Raw genomic sequence first — 4779 nt, 5'->3', positions numbered from 1 at the left:
CGACCGGACGTGGTTCCGGTTTTCAGTTGCGTTGCCTCTCGGAATAAACGGACACCCGCCCCGGGCTACCGCGATGCGGGTACGGACGGTTCGCCGGGTGAATGCATTTACATCAGCCATAGCGGTTACAACTGGTCTGTCGGGATTTTGGATTCGGATGCGCAATTTTTGTGGTTCAGTCCTCACGGGATCGGCCCGAGCGGCATCTGCAACCGTTCCTGCGGTATTCAGTTGCGTTGCCTCTCGGAATAAACGGGGCGTACCGCACTCCCAATGGGCAAGCTTCTACCCCAATGCCCCGCAGGCTTCGCCCGCATCACCCCGCCCCGGGCTTCCACGATGCAGGCCACATTGGGCGGTTAGGCGGCCTGATGGACGTCGGCAACGGAGGGTACAGTTGGGCGGTCACAATCAGCGAGACGGACGGCTTATTCTTGAGCTTTTACACGAAGAATCTCACTTCTAGCGCCGCGAGCTACCGCGCCCACGGTTTTCAGTTGCGTTGCCTCTCGGAATAAACGCGCCCGCAGGGCGTTTTAATGGCCGTGTCTACCCCAATTAGCAGCCTCTACCCGAATATTAGCCAAAACCCTGCGGCTCGAAGAGCCGCGCGGGCCGGACGCCTCCCCCTCGGGAGGCCCGCAACACGCCGCTCACGCGTCGAAAATTGCGGTTCCTCCCGGGCGCCGACCCGCCCAACTTTTCCCAATCCACGCCCCAATTCTCCGCCCCGGGGCAGCCTCTGCGGCTCCGCTATCGCTCCGCCGCATTGCCATCGCGCGCCGGGCGATTCATTCTGTTTCGGCTCATCGCCGAAACAGTTGAATCGCCTCCTAAGGCGTGGCGCGCGGGTTTGTCAATGTTTGCTTCAGTCGCCCGCGGCAATTCTCGTTGGTTGGCCAAGCGCCAACCAACAGAATATGCCCTTTTACGCGGGCGGGCGACAGGAGAGCTTTGAGCTGGACGAAACTGCCCTGCGCGGGCGGCGGCCGGGTGACCCCGGCGGGACGGAGCGATACTACGTATCGCTTACGGGTTTGCAGCACCCCACTCTTTGACCGCGCGCCTCGACTCCCGCAGCTCTCGGCGCCCCGATCAAAGTACCATGCGCATCACATCCTCCCGGTCGATCCGCTCGCCATTCAGAAACACCTCGATCGAGATCGGAGCCACCCGGCGCAGCATATCCGACACCCCGCAATACCGCTGTTGCGACAGAGCCACCATCTTCAACGGCTTGGCCGGATCGATTCCCTCCCCTTCGAAACGATACCTCAACACCATCGAAGTGTAAAGCGACGGCACCTCGTCCGTTTTTTCCGCCTCCGCCTCGATGTCGATTCGCGTGAAATCGACCCTCATCTTGCGCGCCAGCGAAGCGACATCCATCCCCGTACACCCCGCCAGCGCCACCAGCAACAACGGTTTCGGCCGCGGCCCGAGATTCATTCCTCCCAGTTCCTCCGAAGCATCCAATATAATCGAATGTTCATCGACATGCGCATCATACTGCATGCCCCCCTGCCAGTTCAACACTACCTTGTCCATAACGAATGTATTTTGCGGTGAAACATCAAAAATACGACAAAAATCCCCTGCAGACAAAACGCCGCCTCATGCCCCGCAAACCGCAAGGACATAAGGCGGCGATTCGGTCAGCCATTCAAGCACCCCCTACCGGATGTGGTTGAAACAGTGACATTTTTTAGACCACTCTTCCGCGCTGTTCGTCGGGTTTTCCAGCGCATCGAGCTGAGCCACACACGCCTTGAGGTCCTTCATCAGCAGGTCGGCCAGATCGATGCCGATCCCCTGCCGCGCCACGATCCGCATGATGATGACATCCTCCATGTCGGCCGGCATCGTATAGGCCGGCACCTGCCACCCCTGGATATGCAGCCGGTCGGACAAATCATAAAGCGTCCACTTGCGTTTCGGGTCGTCCTTCAGTTTCCAGACAAAGAGCGGGTTAGGCATCTCGTCGGTAAAGAACTCGAAGATACCCATCTTCCGGAGCTCTTCCCTCAGGTAGAGGCAGACATTCAGCGAGCTGGCCTGCACATCGTGATAGCCGTTCCACCCCAGGCGGATCAGCTGGTAATACTGCGCCAGCACCTGATTGCCCGGCCGCGAGAAGTTGATCGAGATACTCGGCACCTCGGCCCCCAGATAATTGACCGCAAAGTTCATCTCCTTCGGCAGATACGACTTGTCCTTCCAGACCACCCATCCCAGCCCCGGATAGACCAGCCCGAACTTATGCCCCGACGTACTGATCGAGAGCACCCATTTGAGCCGGAAATCCCACTCGACCTCCGGATAGATGAACGGCAGGATGAACCCGCCCGTAGCCGCATCGACATGGATACAGATTTCCCAGCCGTTCTGCGTATTGATTTTGTCGATCGCATCGTTGAGCGCCTTCACGTCATCGTTCAGCCCCGTGATCGTCACCCCCTGGATCGGCACCACACAGATGGTGTTTTCGTCGCAGAGTTTGACCACCTGTTCCGGATCGAGCGTGATATGCTTGGCCGTGATCGGCACCTGCCGCATTTCGACATCCCAGTAGATCGCGAACTTTTCCCACACCACCTGGAAGCAGGACGAGATGACGAAATTCGGTTTGTCGGTCGATTTACCCGCCGCCTGGCGCCGTTTTTTCCAGCGGAACAAAGCGGAAAGGGCCCCCAGCATACAAGCCTCCGACGAGCCCACCGTGCTGGTACCCATACAGTACTGTTTACCGTCCGCCTCCGGCGAGTTCCACAGCTTGGCGATCATATTCACACACCGGCGTTCGATTTCGGCCGTCTGCGGATACTCCGTCTTGTCGATCATGTTTTTGTCCATCGTTTCGGCCATGATCCGCCGCGCGCTGTCATCCATCCACGTCGTGACGAACGTGGCCAGATTCAGACGGGAGTTCCCGTCGAGCATCGCTTCGTCATGAACGATCTGATAGGCGATATCCTCAGCCGTTCCCTCCCGGGTCATCTCCGTTTTGGGAGCCACACGCTGTTCTTCGTTCGAGCCGAAGATCGGAGTGTCGATTACGTCTTTCTTGAGCATCGGGAACTTTTTCATGAGTAGAATGTTTTTGGATGGTTAATTAAATAGGTTGTCCTCCTGAGAAGACGCTCACATACCATCCAAATACCGTGCCAGAAACCGCCCGGAAGTGCTCACCGCTCCTCCTGTCCCACCGCCCGGAGATCGTTTACCGAGACAGGAGGCAATATAATGCTGCGACACCCGCCAGCCTTCCTGCGCCCGTCATCCAGACCGCACACAGCAAGCATGGCCATCCATTTTTCCTCATCTTCGGATTTCTTTCATGGTTTCACAACGGCGCAAAGGTAGCACCCCCCGCAACAGGTTTATGAGAAATACGGCTCGGATTGCCATGATTTCAGTGATTCGGCCCATCCGTAAAAAAGGCAACCCGACCCGAAATCCGGGTAACGCTCCTCCCGCGTGCAACATCTACTCCTGCCCTATCCATCAGAGGAAACTCCGGGCCATCGCGACGCCCGACACAGGCCGCAGCCTCTTCTTCGATCACCACGACGCCGAAACGACGCGGATGTTCATGGGGTGGCGCTAAACCCGCCCCTCAGCCCCACACGACAAAAGCCATCGGTAAACCTTCCGTTACCGATGGCTTTTGTCGTGTTTCCGTTACAGCATCTCCGCCGCATCCGCCTTGTTTTTTGCTATTTTTGCAAGCGGAAACAAGCAGAAGAGAGAGCTATGTTTCCGAAAGTTTTCATGACACGCAAAGAAAAAGTCCTCTCCTTCCTCTGGCAACACCTGCTGCTTCTGGGTTCCCTGTATCTGATGACGCTGGGCGTCGTCCTCTGCATCCGATCCTCCCTGGGGAGCAGCGTCATCTCCTCCCTTCCGTTCGTTTTCTCGCTGGCCGGAGCGACAGGCCAGGTGCCGGCATGGACGGTCGGCGGCTACACGATTGCGATGAATTTCGTTCTGGTACTCTGCCAGATACTCATTCTGCGGCGCAAATTCGACCCCATGCAGCTGTTCCAGCTCGTCATCGGCTTCGTCTTCGGCTGGCTCATCGACCTCAACATGTGGCTGACCTCCGGTTTGATCTGTACCGGCCTGCCCTCTCAGCTGCTCGCCCAGTTCGCCGGCTGTACGATCATGGGCATCGGCATCGCCTTCGAAGTGCGGTGCGGTTCGGTCACCATGCCCGGCGAAGGGATTTCGCTCGTCATCAGCCAGGTCACCGGCCGGCCCTTTGCGAAGATCAAGATTCTGGTAGACACGACCCTCGTCCTGCTGGCCATCGCCGGCTGCTACCTCTTTTTCGGGAGGTGGCAATGGAACGTCATCGGCATCGGAACGCTTTTCGCCATGATTTACGTCGGCCTCGTGGTGAGATTCATCGCCCCGCATCTCGGGTGGTTCGACCGCCTGCTGGACTATATCCCGGGTTTCCGGCGCTATCTGTTCGGGCTGGCGCGCCTCCTCTATCGCCGCAACAGCGACGCGCAATAGAAAACGCCGTCACACCCCGCAGATAGTCGGCGATACGTTATGCGACAGACTTATCCGGTCCATCCGAACAGAAGAGGTTTGGACTCCACTCCGCACAATAGAAACCGAAGTCTCTGTTTCCCTCCAAACAAAAACAGACAGCCTCACCGGCTGTCCGTTTCGCGAGCGGAAAACGAGACTCGAACCCACGCTCCGCGTGGGATTCTCGCGCCGGTGCCTCTCACCCCCGATCCCCCTCGAGGGGGCCTTGGGGTCGCT

Annotated in this window: 5 protein-coding genes; 3 read left to right on the top strand and 2 right to left on the bottom strand. The window is 58.2% G+C overall.

Going from position 1 to position 4779, the window contains the following annotated elements; translation table 11 throughout:
• Together QZ292_RS09680 and QZ292_RS09675 are read left to right on the top strand one after the other, a co-directional pair.
• Positions 1–252, top strand: a 252-nt coding sequence (locus tag QZ292_RS09680) for a hypothetical protein (RefSeq protein WP_294601028.1), incomplete at its 5' end; no start/stop codon positions are given.
• Between the two features lie 119 nt (positions 253–371).
• Positions 372–518, top strand: a complete 147-nt coding sequence (locus tag QZ292_RS09675) for a hypothetical protein (protein WP_294601026.1) — start codon at positions 372–374, stop codon at positions 516–518.
• 577 nt (positions 519–1095) lie between these two features.
• Here the strand turns inward: QZ292_RS09675 and QZ292_RS09670 are convergent.
• Positions 1096–1548 carry an OsmC family protein gene (locus QZ292_RS09670; protein WP_294601024.1) on the bottom strand — a complete coding sequence of 151 codons (453 nt, stop codon included), beginning with the start codon at positions 1546–1548 and terminating at the stop codon, positions 1096–1098.
• Positions 1549–1674: 126 nt separating this feature from the next.
• The gene (locus QZ292_RS09665) at positions 1675–3087 is read right to left on the bottom strand and encodes a glutamate decarboxylase (protein ID WP_294601022.1); all 1413 of its coding nucleotides are present in this window, start codon (positions 3085–3087) and stop codon (positions 1675–1677) included.
• Positions 3088–3771: 684 nt separating this feature from the next.
• Between QZ292_RS09665 and QZ292_RS09660 the strand changes: the two genes are divergently transcribed.
• Entirely contained in the window at positions 3772–4521 is a 750-nt protein-coding gene (locus QZ292_RS09660) for a DUF6198 family protein (RefSeq protein WP_294601019.1), read from the top strand.
• Positions 4522–4779 lie beyond the last annotated feature (258 nt).

This window comes from uncultured Rikenella sp., from assembly GCF_910577125.1.
Taxonomy (GTDB): domain Bacteria; phylum Bacteroidota; class Bacteroidia; order Bacteroidales; family Rikenellaceae; genus Rikenella.
Note: the sequence above shows the minus strand (reverse complement) of the source record. Positions and strands in the feature narration are given on the sequence as shown.